A 15586-nucleotide genomic window follows, 5' to 3' on the forward strand; every position below is an offset into this window, starting at 1 on the left:
TCCACGCATGGATTCGCAGGCCAACTCGCTGATCAACCCCGACGCTCGCACGGGCCTCGCCAGTCCGGTGCCAGGCGCCACCGCGGCCGCCGCGATGCCGGGCGCAGGCGGCGCCGGCGCGGACTTCGGGTTCGGCGGCTTCGCGGAACGGATTCCCGGCATCTCGCGGATGAAGGGCAACCCGAAGCTGCCGTTCGTGATCGCCGTCGCGTTCGCGATCGCCGCGATCACCGCGCTCGTGCTGTGGAGCCGCACGCCCGATTACCGCGTGCTGTACAGCAACCTGTCGGACCGCGACGGCGGCGCGATCATCGCCGCGCTCCAGCAGGCAAACGTTCCCTACAAGTTCGCCGACGCCGGCGGCGCGATCCTCGTGCCGTCGAACCAGGTGCACGAGACGCGCCTGAAGCTCGCCGCGATGGGGCTGCCGAAGGGCGGCTCGGTCGGCTTCGAGCTGATGGACAACCAGAAATTCGGCATCAGCCAGTTCGCCGAACAGGTGAACTACCAGCGCGCGCTCGAAGGTGAGCTGCAGCGCACGATCGAGTCGATCAACGCGGTGCGCGGCGCGCGCGTACATCTCGCGATCCCGAAACCGTCGGTGTTCGTGCGTGACAAGGAAGCGCCGAGCGCCTCGGTGTTCGTCGACCTCTACCCGGGCCGCGTGCTCGACGAGGGCCAGGTGCAGGCCATCACGCGGATGGTGTCGTCCGGCGTGCCCGACATGCCGGCGAAGAACGTGACGATCGTCGACCAGGACGGCAACCTGCTGACGCAGACCGCATCGGCATCCGGCCTCGACGCGAGCCAGCTCAAGTACGTGCAGCAGGTCGAGCGCAACACGCAGAAGCGCATCGACGCGATCCTCGCGCCGATCTTCGGCGCCGGCAACGCGCGCTCGCAGGTCAGCGCGGACATCGATTTCTCGAAGCTCGAACAGACGTCGGAAAGCTACGGCCCGAACGGCACGCCGCAGCAGGCCGCGATCCGCAGCCAGCAGACCAGCACCGCGACCGAGCTCGCCCAGGGCGGCGCGTCGGGCGTGCCGGGTGCGCTGTCGAACACGCCGCCGCAGCCGGCCTCCGCGCCGATCGTCGCCGGCAACGGCCAGAGCGGGCCGCAGTCGACGCCGGTCAGCGACCGCAAGGACCAGACGACGAACTACGAGCTCGACAAGACGATCCGCCACGTCGAGCAGCCGATGGGCAACGTGAAGCGGCTGTCGGTCGCGGTCGTCGTCAACTACCAGCCGGTCGCCGACGCGAAGGGTCACGTGACGATGCAGCCGCTGCCGCCCGCGAAGCTCGCGCAGATCGAGCAGCTCGTGAAGGACGCGATGGGCTACGACGAGAAGCGCGGCGACTCGGTCAACGTCGTGAACAGCGCATTCTCGACCGCGAACGATCCGTACGCGGACCTGCCGTGGTGGCGTCAGCCCGACATGATCGCGATGGCGAAGGAAGCGGCGAAGTGGCTCGGCATCGCGGCGGCCGCGGCGGCGCTCTATTTCATGTTCGTGCGCCCGGCGATGCGCCGCGCGTTCCCGCCGCCCGAGCCTGCCGCGCCATCCCTCGCGGCGCCGGAGGAAACCATCGCGCTCGACGGCCTGCCCGCGCCGGAGCAGGCCGACGAGCCGGATTCGCTGCTGCTCGGCTTCGAGAACGAAAAGAACCGTTACGAACGCAACCTCGACTATGCGCGCACGATCGCCCGCCAGGATCCGAAGATCGTCGCCACCGTCGTGAAGAACTGGGTGTCCGATGAACGCTGAAGGCCTGACCAAGAGCGCGCTGCTGCTGATGTCAATCGGCGAGGAAGAGGCCGCTGAAGTATTCAAGTTCCTCGCACCGCGCGAGGTGCAGAAGATCGGCGCGGCGATGGCCGCGCTGAAGAACGTCACGCGCGAGCAGGTCGAGGGCGTGCTGCAGGAGTTCGCGAAGGAAGCCGAGCAGCACACCGCGCTGTCGCTCGATTCCAGCGACTACATCCGCTCCGTGCTGACCAAGGCGCTCGGCGAGGACAAGGCCGGCGTGCTGATCGACCGGATCCTGCAGGGCAGCGACACGAGCGGCATCGAGGGCCTGAAGTGGATGGATTCGGGCGCGGTGGCCGAACTGATCAAGAACGAGCATCCGCAGATCATCGCGACGATCCTCGTGCACCTCGACCGCGACCAGGCGTCCGAGATCGCGTCGTGCTTTACCGAGCGGCTGCGCAACGACGTGCTGCTGCGCATCGCGACGCTCGACGGCATCCAGCCGGCCGCGCTGCGCGAGCTCGACGACGTGCTGACCGGCCTGCTGTCCGGCAGCGACAACCTGAAGCGCAGCCCGATGGGCGGCATCCGCACCGCCGCCGAAATCCTGAACTTCATGACGAGCAATCATGAAGAAGGCGTGCTCGAGAGCGTGCGCCAGTACGACGCCGACCTCGCGCAGAAGATCATCGACCAGATGTTCGTGTTCGAGAACCTGCTCGACCTCGAGGATCGCGCGATCCAGATGGTGCTGAAGGAAGTCGAATCGGAAACGCTGATCATCGCGCTGAAGGGCGCCCCGCCCGCGCTGCGCCAGAAGTTCCTCGCGAACATGTCGCAGCGCGCGGCCGAGCTGCTCGCCGAGGATCTCGACGCGCGCGGCCCGGTGCGCGTGTCCGAAGTCGAGACGCAGCAGCGCCGGATCCTGCAGATCGTGCGCAACCTCGCCGAGAGCGGTCAGATCGTGATCGGCGGCAAGGCGGAAGATGCGTATGTCTGATTCCGCGCGCGACCGCGCCGGCACCCTCACCGCGTATCAACGGTGGGAGATGGCGTCGTTCGATCCGCCTCCGCCGCCGCCGCCGCCCGACGACGCGGCAGCGGCCGCCGCCGCGCTCGCCGAGGAATTGCAGCGCGTGCGCGACGCCGCGCATGCCGAAGGCCATGCAGCCGGGCACGTTGAAGGCCAGGCGCTCGGTTACCAGGCCGGTTTCGAGCAGGGCCGCGAGCAAGGCTTCGAGGCCGGCCAGGCCGAGGCCCGCGAACAAGCCGCGCAGCTTGCCGCGCTCGCCGCATCGTTTCGCGAAGCGGTGGCGAGCGCCGAGCACGATCTCGCGTCCGAGCTCGCGCAACTCGCGCTCGACATCGCGCAGCAGGTCGTGCGCCAGCACGTGAAGCACGATCCCGCCGCGCTCGTCGCCGCCGTGCGCGACGTGCTCGCCGCCGAGCCGGCGTTGTCCGGCGCGCCGCATCTCGCGGTAAACCCCGCCGACCTGCCCGTCGTCGAAGCGTATTTGCAGGACGATCTCGACACGCTCGGCTGGACCGTACGCACCGACGCGTCGATCGAGCGCGGCGGCTGCCGCGCGCACGCCGCGACGGGGGAGGTCGATGCGACGCTGCCGACCCGCTGGCAACGCGTCGCCGCCGCGATCGGCAAGGTGAGCACGTGGTGACGCGCGCACCCGAGTCGCTTGCGCACGACGGCATGACGCCGCTCGAGCGCGAACTCGCGCTTGCATCGTTCGGGCCCGAACAACGCGCGCACGCCGCCGCGCCGGATCCGGCCGGTGCGCCGGCCGATACGCCGCGCGCGCCGCACAACCCCCATCTCGCGCACTGGCGCACGCACCTGAACGCGCTGGCCGCGCGCAGCCATCGCGCCATGCCGCTGCGCCCGTGCGGGCGGCTCACGCGCGCTGCCGGGCTCGTGCTCGAAGCGATCGGGCTGCGGCTGTCGGTCGGCGCCGAATGCACGATCGAACTGCCGCCCGGCAGCACGCTGCCGCACGCGGAAGCGGAAGTCGTCGGGTTCTCCGGCGACCGCCTGTTCCTGATGCCGACCACCGACGTCGCGGGCGTGTTGCCCGGCGCGCGCGTGTGGCCGCTGGAGAGCGCGCCGGTCGCCGATCCGCTCGCCGGCGCGATCTCCGGCGCAAAGCGGCTGCCGGTCGGCTGGGAGATGCTCGGGCGCGTCGTCGATGCGTCGGGCCGCCCGCTGGACGGGCTCGGGCCGCTCGCATCAAAGGTCGACGCGCCGCTGTCGGCGCCGTCGATCAACCCGCTCGATCGCGAGCCGATCCACCACGTGCTCGACGTCGGCGTACGCGCGATCAACGGGCTGCTCACCGTCGGCCGCGGGCAGCGGATGGGCCTGTTCGCCGGTTCCGGCGTCGGCAAATCGGTGCTGCTTGGCACGATGGCGCGCTACACCAGCGCGGAAGTGATCGTGATCGGGTTGATCGGCGAACGCGGCCGCGAAGTGAAGGAATTCATCGAGCAGATCCTCGGCGAGGACGGCCTCGCGCGCTCGGTCGTCGTCGCGGCGCCGGCCGACGTGTCGCCGCTGCTGCGGATGCAAGGCGCCGCGTATGCGACGTCGCTCGCCGAGTATTTCCGCGACCAGGGCAAGCACGTGCTGCTGCTGATGGATTCGTTGACGCGCTACGCGATGGCGCAGCGCGAGATCGCGCTCGCGATCGGCGAGCCGCCCGCGACGAAGGGTTATCCGCCGTCGGTGTTCGCGAAGCTGCCCGCGCTCGTCGAACGCACCGGAAACGGGCCCGAAGGCGGCGGCTCGATCACCGCGTTCTACACGGTGCTGACCGAAGGCGACGACCAGCAGGATCCGATCGCCGATTCGGCGCGGGCGATTCTCGATGGCCACATCGTGCTGTCGCGCGCACTCGCCGAGGCCGGTCACTATCCGGCGATCGACATCGAGGCGTCGATCAGCCGCGCGATGACCGCGCTGATCGACGAACCGCACCTCGACCGCGTGCGGCAGTTCAAGCAGATGCTGTCGCGCTACCAGCGCAACCGCGACCTGATCGCGGTCGGCGCGTACGCGCCGGGCCGCGACGCGCAGCTCGACCGCGCGATCGCGCTCTACCCGCGCATCGAATCGTTCCTGCAGCAAGGCTTTCGCGAATGCGCGCCGTTCGCGTCGAGCCTTGCCGCACTCGATGCGCTGTTCGACGGAAACGGAGGCTGATTCCGATGGCACACGGCTTTCCCCTTCAACTGCTGCTCGACCGCGCGCAGGAAGATCTCGACACCGCGGCGAAGCAGCTCGGCACCGCGCAGCGCGACCGCACCGCGGCCGCAGAACAGCTCGATGCGCTGCTGCGATATCGCGACGAATACCACGCACGCTTCGCGCAGTCCGCGCAGCACGGGATGCCGGCCGGCAACTGGCGCAATTTCCAGGCGTTCATCGACACGCTCGACGCGGCGATCGCGCAGCAGCGCAACGTGCTGGCCGCGGCCGAAGTCCGCATCGACGAGGCGCGCCCGAACTGGCAGCAAAAGAAGCGCACCGTCGGCTCATACGAAATCCTGCAGGCGCGCGGCGTCGCGCAGGAAGCGCAGCGCGCCGCGAAGCGCGAACAGCGCGACGCCGACGAACACGCCGCGAAAATCCTGCGCATGAGGGCCGACGCGGCCCGCTCGGCGTAGCCGCTCACCGCTTTCGAACGAGAGAATCGTCATGCCTCCCCTGCCCCTGCTCGGCGCACTGCTCGACACCGCCGGCACAGCACTCAAGGCCGCCACCCGTAGCGCGGGATCGGCCGCCTCCGCCCCGTCCGCCGGCAGCGATGCCGCGAACGGGCCCGCTGCCGCGCCGTTCGCACAGACGTTGAAGCAAAGCGTCGCCACCCGGCACGAGACGGCGAACGACGACACGCCGGACGCCGCATCGAAGCAGCTAGCGTCGACGCAGACGGCCGGCGCGAAACCGTCCGGCATCGGCAGCACGGGCGACGACGACAAATCGTCCGACGACGCGAACGCGACGCCCAATCCCGATGCCGCCGCGCTTGCGGCCGCAGCTGCCGTGCAGGCGCAGTTGCAGGCACGCGCGACCGACGCGCCGCCGGCGGACGCAAATACCGCCACGGCCGCCAAGACTGCGGAAACGACGGCCGTGTCCGGCCAGCCGGACGCGACCGCCGCGCTGACGAATCGGCCGGGCAACGATGCCGCCGCCGAACGGGGCGCGCCCGCATCGAGCCGGGATGCGCTGCAAGCGGCCCTGGCGAAGCTGACCGGGGGTTCAGGCGCGATCGCGATGCCCGCGACCGGCGCAGCCGGCGCTGCAGCCGCACCGGCAACGGCCACGTCGGCATCGAGTGCAGCCGCACCGCCGACGCCGAAGGCCGGCGCGTTCGACCGCACGCTCGCGGACGCGAAAGACGCGCTCGCGACGCAGCAGTCGCCCACGCAGGCGGCCGCCCAGGCGCCGCAGGCCGCTGCTTCCGGCCAGCCGGCCGCGCAGCATGCATTCGCGGCCGCCGAAGAAGCCGCCGGCCCGGCCGCCGACGCATCCGTCTCGGCCGCTGCAACGGCGGCCGCCGCGGCAGCCGCGCAGGCGAACCTGCAGGCATCGCCCGCCGCCGGCTCGATCGCCGCAGCCAACGCACACGTGCTGACCCCGCATGTCGGCACCGCCGACTGGACGGACGCGCTGAGCCAGAAGGTCGTGTTCCTGTCGAATGCGCACCAGCAGAGCGCCGAGCTGACGCTGAACCCGCCGGATCTCGGCCCGCTGCAGGTCGTGCTGCGCGTCGCGGACAATCACGCGCATGCGCTGTTCGTGTCGCAGCACGCACAGGTGCGCGACGCGGTGGAAGCCGCGCTGCCGAAGCTGCGCGAAGCGATGGAAGCGGGCGGGCTCGGGCTCGGCAGCGCGACCGTCAGCGACGGCGGCTTCGCGTCGCAACAGCAGAACGCGCAACAGGGTTTCGCCGGCGGCCAGTCGTCGCGGCGCGCGCGCGCCGGATCGTCAACCGTCGACGCACCGGCCGACGTTGCGCAATCCGCAGCGGCCGGCGCGACCGCGAGCCGCGCGGGCCTCGTCGATACGTTCGCCTGAGCATCGCGCGCGCCGCGTGCCGGTGCGCGCCGCTCAGCGGCCGTGCGCCGCCGCCGCGGCCTCGCCGCGCGGCACGCCGCCGCGGCGTCCCGCGGTGATGAAGTCCGCGGCCCGTTCGCCGATCATCACCGACGGCGCATTCGTGTTCCCGCCGATCAGCGTCGGCATCACCGACGCATCCACCACGCGCAGCCCTTCGACGCCCCGCACGCGCAGTTGCGGGTCGACGACCGCGCGCGCATCCGAGCCCATCCGGCAGGTGCCGACCGGGTGATAGATCGTGTCCGCATGCTCGACGATCGTCGCGCGCAGCTCCGCTTCGCTCTGGTCCGGCCGCGTATAGAGTTCGCGGCCGCCCCGCGACGCGAGCGGCGGCTGCGACAGGATCCGGCGCATCGCGTGCGCGCCGCGCACGAGCAGGTCGAGATCGCGCGTGTCGCTGAAGAAGCGCGGGTCGATCAGCGGCGCGTCGCGCGCGTCGCCGCTCGCAAGCGCGACCGTGCCGCGGCTGAATGGCCGCAGTGCACACACGTGCAGCGAATAGCCGAAACCCCAGTGCATCTTCCGGTTGTGGTCGTCGACCAGCGCCGTGCAGAAATGCAGCTGCAGGTCCGGACGATCGAGTGACGGATCGCTCTTGATGAAGCCGCCGGCTTCCGCGACGTTGCTCGTCATCATTCCCGTGCGGCTCGAGAAATAACGCGCGAGCGCCGGCGCCATCTTCGCGATTCCCCGCAGGCAAATGCCGACCAGCTCCGACGAATTCACGCGCGTGTTGATGATGAAGTCGATGTGGTCGATCAGGTTCGAGCCGACGTCCGGCGCGTCGTGCACGACCGCGATGCCGTGCCGGCGCAGTTGTTCCGCCGGACCTATCCCCGAGCACATCAGCAGTTGCGGCGAATTGAACGCACCCGCCGACAGGATCACTTCGGCACGCGCGCCGAGCGTCTCGACGCGGCCGTCGCGCGACACCACGACACCGATCGCGCGCTTGCCGTCGAAGCCCACGCGCAGCACCGTCGCATCGGTGATCACGTGCAGGTTCGGCCGGTTGCGGCCGTAGATGTAAGCGCGCGCGACGCTGCAGCGCGAGCCGTCGCGATGCGTGACCTGATAGAAGCCAACGCCTTCCTGCGTCGCGCCGTTGAAGTCGTCGTTCAGCGGATAGCCGGCGGCATGCGCGGCCTGGATGAATCGTTCGGAGAACGGATTGCGAAAGCGCAGATCGGACACCGTCAGCGGACCGTCCGCGCCGTGCCAGGCATCGGCGCCGCGTTCGTTGCCTTCCGCGCGGCGGAAATACGGCAGCACGTCCTGCCAGCCCCAGCCCGTGGCGCCGAGTTGCGCCCACTCGTCGTAATCGCCCGGATGGCCGCGCGTATAGATCATCGCGTTGATCGCGCTCGAGCCGCCCATTCCGCGCCCGCGCGGCTGGTACCCGCGACGGCCGCCGAGGCCCGGCTGCGGCACCGTCTCGTAACCGTAGTTCGTGCCGAGCTTGAACGGCACCAGCGCCGCGATCCCGACCGGCATGTTGACGAGCAGGTTGCGCTCCGTATGCGAACCGGCTTCGATCAGCGCGATCGTCGCGTCGGGGCACGCATCGGCGAGGCGGCTGGCGACGCTCGATCCGCCCGAGCCAGCGCCGACGATGATGTAGTCGTATTGCATGTCACGTCTCCTTCGTGTCATGGACGGTGCCTGGCGCGGCCGGCTCCGCTTGTAATGTTCGGGCATTGTAGGAATGGCCGTCGCGTGCGCGGCACGCCGATTCAAGAGCGATTCCTCTAAACGGCCGCGTGAACTAAATTTAAGATGTATCGATCGATGCGACGCGATTCATCGGCCGTCAGAAGCCGCGCCGTCGCGCAACCAGGGAGACGACGATGCAGCGCGACGTTCTGCAGGCCGTGTGTCGACCGGCTAGTCCGGACGCACTGCGCACGGCCCGCATTTCATTTCAAACGCGAACGCCGGCGCGCACGTGCGGCAGGATGCGCGCGATCGGCCGAAATCGAACGGCGCACGACACCGCCGACCGTTTGGACGGTGTGCCGCATGCGCCGCGCATCGCGCGTGAGCGGCCGTCGCCGCGTGCTGTCGGTTGGCCCGCGTCGGAGCGTCGTCGACGGAGCGCGGCACGCGATCGCGCACCGTTCCCACGCGGCTTCGAGACGCGGCCGCCTCCCGTACGATCCCGTTTCGACATCCGGACACCGTCGCGCGCACGCGACGCTCGCCGGATGCTTCACCCGCTTTTCGACCGCGCATCGGATCCGGCCCCGCGCCGCGCGATGCGCGCCATCCCGAACCGACTTGCCACGCTCGCCGAGCGCGCACGCGCGACCTGACTGCCGGCCGCCGCGCCACGCCCAACTGGAGGACACGACATGAAAAACGACCTGCCCGAACTGGCCCCGCAAGCGCTGCCGTCGGTCGATGCGCTGACTTCGCTGCTGCGCGACCAGCGCGCGGCCTACCTTCGCGCGCCCTACCCCGAATGGGACACCCGCGCGAAGCACCTGCGTGCGCTGCGCACGATGCTGATCGATCACGCGGATGCGCTCGCCGATGCAATCAGCGCCGACTTCGGCCATCGCGCGAAGCAGGAAGTGCTGCTGTCGGAAATATGGATGGCGAAGGAAGAGATCGACGACGCGCTCAAGCACGGCAAGCGCTGGATGAAGCCGATGCGCAAGCCGATGAACAAATGGCTGAGGCCGGCGCGCGCGAAAGTGCTGCCGCAACCGCTCGGCGTAGTCGGGATCGTCGTGCCGTGGAACTATCCGGTCCTGCTCGCCGCCGGCCCGCTGATCTGCGCGCTCGCCGCGGGCAATCGCGCAATCATCAAGATGTCCGAACTGACGCCGCGCACGTCTGCGCTGTTCGAGCAGCTGATCGCGAAGACGTTCTCGCGCGACCACGTCGCAGTCGTCAACGGCGATGCGGACGTCGGCGCAGCGTTCAGCGCGTTGCCGTTCGATCACCTGCTGTTCACCGGCTCGACGCAGGTCGGCAGACACGTGATGCGCGCCGCGGCCGACAACCTCACGCCGGTTACGCTCGAGCTCGGCGGCAAGTCGCCGGCGATCATCGGCCCGAACGCGCGCTTCGACGCGGCCGTCGACGCGATCGTCGGCGGCAAGACGCTGAACGCCGGGCAGACCTGCATCGCGCCCGACTACGTGCTGCTGCCGCGCGGAATGGAAGGCGCATTCATCGAGCGCGCGCGGGCGCGCTTCGCGAAGCTGTATCCGAACCTGTCGACCAACGGCGACTACACGACGATCGTATCGCCGCGCCACTACGCGCGGCTCCAGCAGCTCGCGACGGACGCGCAGGCGGCCGGCGCCCAATTGCATCCTCTGTCGGACGCGCAGTCCGACCCCGCATCGCGCCGGTTCGTGCCGTGCGCGGTCACGCACGTGCCGGCCGCTTCTCAGCTGATGCAGGAGGAAATCTTCGGACCGCTGTTGCCACTCGTGCCGTACGAGCGGCTCGACGAGGCGATCGCCTACGTGAACGCGCGCCCGCGGCCGCTCGCGCTGTACCTGTTCGACGAGGATGCCGGCACGATCGATCGCGTGATGCGCGAAACGATTTCGGGCGGCGTGACGGTCAACGATGCGCTGCTGCACATCGCATGCGGCAGCCTGCCGTTCGGCGGCGTCGGCGCGAGCGGGATGGGCGCGTATCACGGCTACGACGGCTTCGTGACGTTCTCGAAGATGAAGCCCGTGCTCACGCAGGCGCGCCTGAACACGCGCGGGCTGATCGCGCCGCCGTACGGCAAGCGCTTTGCGGCCGTGATCAGGATGATGCTGAAATTCTGAGCGACGCGGCCCGCGCCGCGCGCGTCGGTCGGCCCCCCGACGCCGCGCGGCCACGCTGCCGCGCACGTTCGCGCGTTACACGGGCCAGAGCGGCCCTTCCTGCATTGCGCCGATCTGCTCGCGCAGTTCGAGCACGCGGGCTTCCCAATAGCGATGTGTGTTGAACCACGGGAACGCGGCCGGAAACGCCGGATCGTCCCAGCGGCGCGCGAGCCACGCCGCGTAGTGGATCAAGCGCAGCGTGCGCAGCGCTTCGACCAGATGCAGCTCGCGCGGCTCGAATTCGCAGAAGTCCTCATAACCGGCGAGTAGGTCCGCGAGCGCGCGCGATGCGCCGTCGCGATCGCCGGGCAGCAGCAGCCACAGATCCTGGACCGCGGGCGCCATCCGGCTGTCGTCGAAATCGACGAAATGCGGGCCCGCGTCGGTCCACAGCACGTTGCTCGGATGGCAGTCGCCGTGCGTGCGCAGCAGCCGGATGTCCCCTGCGCGCTCGAACGCGGCCTCGACGCCTTCGAGCGCGAGCGCGACCGCCGTCGCGTAAGCCGGCCGTACATCGTCGGGAATGAAATCGTGCGCGAGCAGGTAGTCGCGCGGCTCGTAGCCGAACGTGCGGATATCGAGCACCGGCCGTGCCATGTACGGCTGCGTCCCGCCGACCGCATGAATGCGGCCGATGAAGCGGCCGAGCCATTCGAGCGTGTCGCTGCGGTCGAGATCGGGCGCGCGGCCGCCGCGCCGCTCGAACACCGAGAAGCGGAAGCCTTCGAACGCGTGCAGCGTGCGGCCGTCGATGACGCGCGCGGGAACCGCCGGAATCTCGCGCGCGGCGAGTTCGGCGACGAACGCGTGTTCTTCGAGGATCGCGTCGTCCGTCCAGCGCGCGGGCCGGTAGAATTTCGCGACGATGGGCGGGCCGTCCTCGATGCCCACCTGGTACACGCGGTTTTCGTAACTGTTGAGCGCGAGCAGGCGCCCGTCGGTGCGCAGGCCGGCCGGCATCAACACGCTGTCGAGCGCGTCGAGCACGCACTCGGGCGTGAGGCCGGCGAACGGCGGGCCGGCGGGTGTGGCGGGGGCGGAAGTGTCGTCTTTCATGCCCCGCATTGTGCCGTCACCCGAGCCGAAACACGAGCGCCGGGTGCGGCGCGCTCGCTCAGTGGATCGCGGCGCCGGCGGGCAGCACGGATTCGCCGGTATCGATCAGGTCCTCGAGAAAGAACGGCTCGGTGTTGAGTTCCTTCGACGCGCCCGGCACGCCCGCGTACCAGGTCACCATGGCCATGTCGCCCAGAACGCGCTGAACGATGCCGCGCGCGCCCTTCGGCACTGCGATATGGGTAGTACAAACGATCGACCCGACATGCATGATGGTTCCCCACTCTTGAAACTTGAAACCCGGCTCGGTGGCGAGCCGGCAAATGCACGATCCGCGCCGCCGTTGCCGGGCTGTGGCGCGTAATCCCATTGTTCACGGTTTATCGAAGCGCGAAAAGAAGAAGAAGCGGGCGAAGTGCCGCGAATTCGTCGAATGTCTCCAATCAACCACTGCGTCGCGCGTGCGCTTGCACGCGCGGTTACCCCCATCATACCCTGTCGAATGTGACTGACCGCCGAATCCGGCGGGCCGCGCGATGCGCATCCGAATCGCGCAATGCGCGTATCGTCTGGCCTTTGCTCCGGCAGCCGGGACACTTCGCGTGACCGCACGCGACGGAAACCGCGCCCCGCTGCGCGCCGCAACGCCTCTCTTCCTGGTTCGAATGCAGCTCGCGTGGCGACTGGCGCGCGAGCATCACATTGCGGTTCGCCCGCCGGCTATACAGACTTCTCCCGACTTTCTTGCGTACCGCCGCAGTTGCGCGGGAGCGCCGCCGTGCTGTACCTTTAACGTTCATCCGCGTTCAAGCGCATTTCGACACACGATGCATCCGCTCACGTCCGCTCTCGCAAAATCCCGGCCGCAGTTCGACACGCGGCCGCAGGCGTGCGCGCATCCATCGGTCCTCCCTCCTCCTGTCGCACCGCCGGTCGTCGGCGCCGCGCCGCCCCCGCCGGCGGCACGCGTCGGCTGATCAGCCGGCTTCGCTTTCCGCATTCCAGTCGCCAGTTTGCAGTCGCTCGCGCGTGATCACGCGCGGTATATCGCTGCGCGCGCGACATGGAACGTTTCGATCCGTACGACAGGTGGATTCACATGGTTTCGTTCAAACGCGCGCTCGCCGCGCATGGCATCACGTCGCTCTTCGTTCTGCTATGGAGCAGCGGCGCAATCTTCGCCGAACTCGGGCTGCGTCACGCATCGGCGTTCGTCTTTCTCACCGCCCGTTTCGCGCTCGCATCGCTGGTGCTGGTCGCGCTGGCGGTCGTGCGCGGCCGCTGGCTGCCGCCGCGCGGCGAGCGGCGCATGGCCGTGCTGACCGGACTGCTGCTGATGGGCGGCTATTCGATCTTCTACCTGCTCGCCCTTGAGCGCGGAATCGCGCCGGGCGTGCTCGCGACGATCCTCGGCGTGCAACCGATCCTCACGCTCGCGATCGTCGAGCGGCGCTGGCAGCCGATGCGCGTCGCTGGCCTCGGCCTGTCGCTCGCCGGCCTTGCAGTCGTCGTGTGCCGCGGCGTGGGCGGTACGGGACTGTCGATCGCCGGCGCCGCGTGCGCGCTCATCGCGCTCGCGGCACTGACCGTCGGCTCGATGCTGCAAAAACGGGTGCGTACGGCGCCGGCCGACGTGCTGCCGCTGCAGAATGCGATCGGCCTCGCGCTGTGCGTAGCGATCCTGCCGTTCCGGCCGATTTCGCTCGACGCCGGCTGGGCGTTCGTCGTGCCGCTGCTGTGGCTCGGCATCGTGATTTCCGTGATCGCGCAACTGCTGTTCTACCGATTGATGCAGCGCGGCGATCTCGTGAACGTCACGAGCCTGTTCTATCTCGTGCCCGTCGTTACCACGCTGATGGACGCCGTGTGGCTCGGCAACCGGCCCGAGCCGCTCGCACTCGCCGGCATGGCGGCGATCGTGGCCGGGCTCGCGCTGGTGTTCCGCACGCCGGCCGCTCGCACGCGGCCCGACCGCGCGTAACCGGACGGAAGCCGCCGCGCCCGCGCGGGTGCGGCGGCTTGTATCGGACGCATACGACGTCTGCGCGCAGAACGAAAGGAACGGGAAAGACTTGCGCAAGGCATTCGTCTTGTTTGCGCGAACGACGCGGTGTCCCGCCGGTTTCCTGCAGACTTTTAATGGTTCGGATAGCGAAAAACGCCGCGAGGTTGCCTATACTCGAATTGTCCGCTCCCGCTCGCAAACGGGTCGGCACGATACTAGAAATGCCCGGCATGGGGCTGGAGCACGCGCGTGCGCCGGCCGACTACGGAGACACGCATGACGACCTACTTCACGATCGGCGATTTCATCCTGTTGATTCCGATGGCGCTTGCCGGAGCGCTATTCCTCGGCGCGGTGCCGTGCGCAACCCAGTTCCGTCACAACCTGCTGCGCGTGCTCGGTGTCATTCTTGGCGTCGGTGTCGCGGTGCTGCTGGTAGAAGGGCTGCCCGCGCTGATCTAGCGCAGCGCCGGCGCGTGCCGGCGGGTGTCCGCCACGTCGCTGCACCGCAGCGGCGTGTCGGTTCGCACGCATGCATCGCGATAAGGCATCCGATGGTTCGCATGCCGTATCGACCGTCATGGCTGACGATCAGATCGCCTGATCGGTGGACGGCTTTTCCCACAGATTGATGCCGCCTTCGGTCGCGTAGCGATCGATCTCCGCGACTTCGTCCGCCGAGAATTCGAGGTTTTTCAGCGCGCCGACGTTTTCGCGCACCTGCTCCGCGCGACTTGCGCCGATGAGTGCGGAGGTCACACGGCCACCGCGCAGCACCCACGCGAGCGCCATTTGCGCGAGGCTCTGCCCGCGCCGCTCGGCGATACCGTTGAGCTTGCGAACGTGCTCGAGGTTGTCCGCGCTCAGGTGATCCTGTTTCAGCGAGCCGCCGCCCGGCTTGTTCACGCGAGCGTCGGCCGGCACGCCGTTCAGGTATTTCGACGTCAGCAGCCCCTGCGCGAGCGGCGTGAATGCGATGCTGCCGGTGCCGATCTCGTCGAGCGTATCGAGCAACTCGTGCTCGATCCAGCGGTTCAGCATGTTGTACGACGGCTGGTGAATCAGCAGCGGCACCTTGTATTGCGCGAGCAACGCGGCCATCTCACGCGTCTTCGCGGCCGAGTACGACGAGATGCCGATATACAGCGCCTTGCCCTGCTGCACGGCCGATGCGAGCGCGCCGGCCGTTTCCTCGAGCGGCGTGTGCGCGTCGAAGCGGTGCGAATAGAAGATGTCGACGTAGTCGACGCCCATTCGCTGCAGGCTCTGGTCGAGGCTTGCGAGCACGTACTTGCGCGAGCCGCCGCCGCTGCCGTAAGGCCCCGGCCACATGTCCCACCCTGCCTTCGTCGAGATCAGCAGCTCGTCGCGGTACGGCCGGAAGTCTTCCTTCAGCAGCCGGCCGAAGTTGGTTTCCGCGCTGCCGTACGGCGGCCCGTAGTTGTTCGCGAGGTCGAAGTGATTGATGCCGAGATCGAACGCGGTGCGCAGGATGTCGCGCTGCGTGTCGATCGGCGTCGAGTCGCCGAAGTTGTGCCACAGGCCTAGCGACAGGGCGGGTAGTTTGAGCCCGGATTTGCCGCAGGTACGGTATTGCATGTCGGCATAACGTTCGGTAGCTGCTTCGTAGGCCATGGATCGGTTCCGTCAGGACGTGGGGGAAGGGGCGCGCGCCGCGCGCGAACATCGCGCGCCGGCGGCGAAGGAAACGTACGACGGCTATGGTAACGAACGCCGCGCAACCGCGCACGGACATGGACGCGGCCGCGCGCGTCGCCTACACTGCGGCGTCTCGA

Annotated in this window: 13 protein-coding genes; 9 read left to right on the plus strand and 4 right to left on the minus strand. The window is 69.0% G+C overall.

The features are described 5' to 3' along the window. Positions 1 to 7 precede the first annotated feature (7 nt). The 6 genes from fliF to KDW55_RS08420 are packed head-to-tail and all read left to right on the plus strand — an operon-like array spanning position 8 to position 6851. Positions 8 to 1771 carry a flagellar basal-body MS-ring/collar protein FliF gene (gene fliF / locus KDW55_RS08395; RefSeq protein ID WP_040142467.1) on the plus strand — a complete coding sequence of 588 codons (1764 nt, stop codon included), beginning with the start codon at positions 8 to 10 and terminating at the stop codon, positions 1769 to 1771. Continuing rightward, positions 1761 to 2756, plus strand: coding sequence for a flagellar motor switch protein FliG (fliG, locus tag KDW55_RS08400; protein ID WP_040142469.1), 996 nt, complete (start codon positions 1761 to 1763; stop codon positions 2754 to 2756). The genes fliF and fliG overlap by 11 nt, the downstream gene beginning before the upstream one ends. Further along, on the plus strand, positions 2749 to 3432 hold the full coding sequence (gene fliH / locus KDW55_RS08405; RefSeq protein ID WP_040142471.1) for a flagellar assembly protein FliH: 684 nt from the start codon (positions 2749 to 2751) through the stop codon (positions 3430 to 3432). Before fliG ends, fliH begins: the two co-directional genes overlap by 8 nt. After that, positions 3426 to 4970, plus strand: coding sequence for a flagellar protein export ATPase FliI (gene fliI, locus KDW55_RS08410; protein ID WP_040142473.1), 1545 nt, complete (start codon positions 3426 to 3428; stop codon positions 4968 to 4970). The genes fliH and fliI overlap by 7 nt, the downstream gene beginning before the upstream one ends. A gap of 5 nt (positions 4971 to 4975) precedes the next feature. Then, entirely contained in the window at positions 4976 to 5434 is a 459-nt protein-coding gene (gene fliJ, locus KDW55_RS08415; RefSeq protein WP_040142474.1) for a flagellar export protein FliJ, read from the plus strand. Between the two features lie 31 nt (positions 5435 to 5465). Then, the gene (locus KDW55_RS08420; protein WP_212161816.1) at positions 5466 to 6851 is read left to right on the plus strand and encodes a flagellar hook-length control protein FliK; all 1386 of its coding nucleotides are present in this window, start codon (positions 5466 to 5468) and stop codon (positions 6849 to 6851) included. Positions 6852 to 6884: 33 nt separating this feature from the next. Here the strand turns inward: KDW55_RS08420 and KDW55_RS08425 are convergent, their stop codons facing one another. Continuing rightward, the gene (locus KDW55_RS08425; protein WP_212148413.1) at positions 6885 to 8525 is read right to left on the minus strand and encodes a GMC family oxidoreductase N-terminal domain-containing protein; all 1641 of its coding nucleotides are present in this window, start codon (positions 8523 to 8525) and stop codon (positions 6885 to 6887) included. A 719-nt stretch (positions 8526 to 9244) separates the two neighbouring features. On the opposite strand from KDW55_RS08425, the gene KDW55_RS08430 reads away from it, so the two are divergent. After that, entirely contained in the window at positions 9245 to 10687 is a 1443-nt protein-coding gene (locus KDW55_RS08430) for a coniferyl aldehyde dehydrogenase (protein ID WP_040142481.1), read from the plus strand. A 75-nt stretch (positions 10688 to 10762) separates the two neighbouring features. Here the strand turns inward: KDW55_RS08430 and KDW55_RS08435 are convergent, their stop codons facing one another. Both KDW55_RS08435 and KDW55_RS08440 read right to left on the minus strand, forming a co-directional pair. Continuing rightward, complete coding sequence (locus tag KDW55_RS08435) at positions 10763 to 11794, minus strand: serine/threonine protein kinase (RefSeq protein WP_212161844.1); 1032 nt, start codon at positions 11792 to 11794, stop codon at positions 10763 to 10765. Positions 11795 to 11843: 49 nt separating this feature from the next. After that, the gene (locus tag KDW55_RS08440; RefSeq protein WP_040142485.1) at positions 11844 to 12056 is read right to left on the minus strand and encodes a hypothetical protein; all 213 of its coding nucleotides are present in this window, start codon (positions 12054 to 12056) and stop codon (positions 11844 to 11846) included. Positions 12057 to 12884: 828 nt separating this feature from the next. Between KDW55_RS08440 and KDW55_RS08445 the strand changes: the two genes are divergently transcribed. Both KDW55_RS08445 and KDW55_RS08450 read left to right on the plus strand, forming a co-directional pair. Then, positions 12885 to 13766 (plus strand): DMT family transporter, encoded by an 882-nt coding sequence (locus KDW55_RS08445; protein WP_059545735.1) that lies wholly within the window; start codon positions 12885 to 12887, stop codon positions 13764 to 13766. 300 nt (positions 13767 to 14066) lie between these two features. After that, positions 14067 to 14252 carry a hypothetical protein gene (locus KDW55_RS08450; protein ID WP_006482800.1) on the plus strand — a complete coding sequence of 62 codons (186 nt, stop codon included), beginning with the start codon at positions 14067 to 14069 and terminating at the stop codon, positions 14250 to 14252. 129 nt (positions 14253 to 14381) lie between these two features. Here the strand turns inward: KDW55_RS08450 and mgrA are convergent, their stop codons facing one another. Beyond that, entirely contained in the window at positions 14382 to 15425 is a 1044-nt protein-coding gene (gene mgrA / locus KDW55_RS08455) for an L-glyceraldehyde 3-phosphate reductase (RefSeq protein ID WP_059545690.1), read from the minus strand. Positions 15426 to 15586 lie beyond the last annotated feature (161 nt).

The organism is Burkholderia sp. AU19243 (genome assembly GCF_018148075.1).
In the GTDB taxonomy this organism is placed as follows: Bacteria; Pseudomonadota; Gammaproteobacteria; order Burkholderiales; family Burkholderiaceae; genus Burkholderia; species Burkholderia latens_A.

What these genes read in the sequence shown, in the direction of transcription:
- fliJ (WP_040142474.1), top strand. Translation starts at nt 4,976, where the DNA reads ATGGCACACGGCTTTCCCCTTCAACTGCTGCTCGACCGCGCGCAGGAA.
- KDW55_RS08435 (WP_212161844.1), bottom strand. Translation starts at nt 11,794, where the DNA reads ATGCGGGGCATGAAAGACGACACTTCCGCCCCCGCCACACCCGCCGGC.
- fliH (WP_040142471.1), top strand. Translation starts at nt 2,749, where the DNA reads ATGTCTGATTCCGCGCGCGACCGCGCCGGCACCCTCACCGCGTATCAA.
- fliG (WP_040142469.1), top strand. Translation starts at nt 1,761, where the DNA reads ATGAACGCTGAAGGCCTGACCAAGAGCGCGCTGCTGCTGATGTCAATC.
- mgrA (WP_059545690.1), bottom strand. Translation starts at nt 15,425, where the DNA reads ATGGCCTACGAAGCAGCTACCGAACGTTATGCCGACATGCAATACCGT.
- KDW55_RS08425 (WP_212148413.1), bottom strand. Translation starts at nt 8,525, where the DNA reads ATGCAATACGACTACATCATCGTCGGCGCTGGCTCGGGCGGATCGAGC.
- KDW55_RS08430 (WP_040142481.1), top strand. Translation starts at nt 9,245, where the DNA reads ATGAAAAACGACCTGCCCGAACTGGCCCCGCAAGCGCTGCCGTCGGTC.
- KDW55_RS08450 (WP_006482800.1), top strand. Translation starts at nt 14,067, where the DNA reads ATGACGACCTACTTCACGATCGGCGATTTCATCCTGTTGATTCCGATG.
- KDW55_RS08445 (WP_059545735.1), top strand. Translation starts at nt 12,885, where the DNA reads ATGGTTTCGTTCAAACGCGCGCTCGCCGCGCATGGCATCACGTCGCTC.
- KDW55_RS08420 (WP_212161816.1), top strand. Translation starts at nt 5,466, where the DNA reads ATGCCTCCCCTGCCCCTGCTCGGCGCACTGCTCGACACCGCCGGCACA.
- KDW55_RS08440 (WP_040142485.1), bottom strand. Translation starts at nt 12,056, where the DNA reads ATGCATGTCGGGTCGATCGTTTGTACTACCCATATCGCAGTGCCGAAG.
- fliF (WP_040142467.1), top strand. Translation starts at nt 8, where the DNA reads ATGGATTCGCAGGCCAACTCGCTGATCAACCCCGACGCTCGCACGGGC.